Below are 1562 nucleotides of genomic sequence, written 5' to 3' on the forward strand. Positions count from 1 at the left end.
TGCCGCCCGACGGGGCCGTGACGGTGACCGAGGACGACTTCGTGTTCGTCGCACCGCCGTTGTCGGTCACGGTCAGGGTGACCGTGTAGGTGCCGGCCGCCGAATAGGTCTTGCTCGGATTCGTCGTGGTCGAGGTCGTGCCGTCGCCGAAGTTCCAGCTGCGCGAGGCGATCGTGCCGTCGCTGTCGGTCGAGGTGTCGGTGAACGTCGCCGTCAGGCCGTTCGTCGCGACGCTGAAGTTCGCCGTCGGCGGCAGGTTGCTGCCGCCACCGCCGCTGTTCAGGCCGTCGACGGTCTGCGCGCCGGTGTTGCCGGGGTCCAGCCAGTTCGACAGGCGCGTGCTGTTGCTGCCGCCGCCGGTCCAGCTGACCGACAGGCGGCCGTAGTAGTCGCGCTTGTTCGTATCGGTCGCGGTGCACGAGGACGGTCCGCCGTGCAGCTGGCCGATCACGCGCTTTTCGTTGCTGTACAGCGGCGAGCCCGACGAACCCGGCTCGGTGACGCCGATGCCGGGCCGCCAGCGCGCCTGCACGTGCGTGCCGTCGCCGGGTTCGGCCGTGGAGTTGTAGCTCGTCGTCGCGGTCGCGCCGTTGGCCAGGCTGATGCGCTTCTCGGCCGTCGACGGATGGTGGATGCCGAACGCCGACGGGAAGTTCTGGCTGCGCCGGTCCCAGCCCGCAAAGTACACATTGGCGGCGGCCGGCGGCGCTTCGTCGAGCTCGACGAGCGTGAAGTCCGAGGCCGAGTTGCCGGCGCGGAAGAACGCGCCGCTCTGGAAGGTGTTCAAGTTGCCGTCGCCGGCCTGGCCCGAGGCCGCGCTGCCGACCGGGCGGCAGTAGGAGTTCTCGAAGTTCCAGTAGACGACGAGCGAGGCCGCGTTGCCGGACGTGATGCTGCAGTGATAGGCGGTCAGGAAGTACGGCTTCCTGTCCTGCGCCGTGTTGTTGACGAGGCTGCCGGTGCAGAACGTGCTGCCGCCGGTGGAATAGACCGCGACCGAGCGGATCTGGTCGCGGTACGGGTCGCCTTCGGGGCAGATCACGTCCACGTTGCACGAGCCCGACACGTCGCCGGCGTCTTTGACCGCGGCGCCGCTGATTTCGGCGGCGACGCGGTTGAAGCCGCGGTAATCGTGGTTGACCGAGGTCAGTTCCAGCTGCAGCGCCTTGCGCTGCGCCGTCGGCACGACGACCTCGACGACGACGTCGTCGCCGGCGACGACCGGGGTCCAGAGCTGGCCGTGCTCGGCGTTGTCGGCGGCGCCGAAGCTGCGCACGAGCGAGCGGTCGCCGTCGGCCTTGAGGCCCGCGGGATAGACCAGCAGTCGGCCGCCGTCGGGCATGTGGTAGCGCGTGAAGCCGAGATTGATCGAGTACGCGCCCGGCGAGGTCAGGCGCAGGCGCCAGACGCTGGTCTGCGCGTCGAGCGTTTCCCAGGTGCCGGCGTTCTCCGGCGTGATCTGCACGGCGATCGGCGCGGCGAAGCGCGGCGGCAGGTCGCGCGCGCGCCGCGTCGCGTCCTCGCGCGTCAGCGCCGCGACGTCGACGGCCGGCATGACCTGC

At 70.3% G+C, this 1562-nt stretch carries 1 protein-coding gene; it reads right to left on the minus strand.

Annotation, left to right across the window (positions count from 1 at the left end; translation table 11 throughout):
- On the minus strand, positions 1 to 1562 hold a 1562-nt coding region (locus NON22_RS24105; protein WP_257389524.1), incomplete at both ends, for a PKD domain-containing protein.

The sequence above is a fragment of the Tahibacter caeni genome (assembly GCF_024609805.1).
GTDB classification, from domain to species: Bacteria; Pseudomonadota; Gammaproteobacteria; order Xanthomonadales; family Rhodanobacteraceae; genus Tahibacter; species Tahibacter caeni.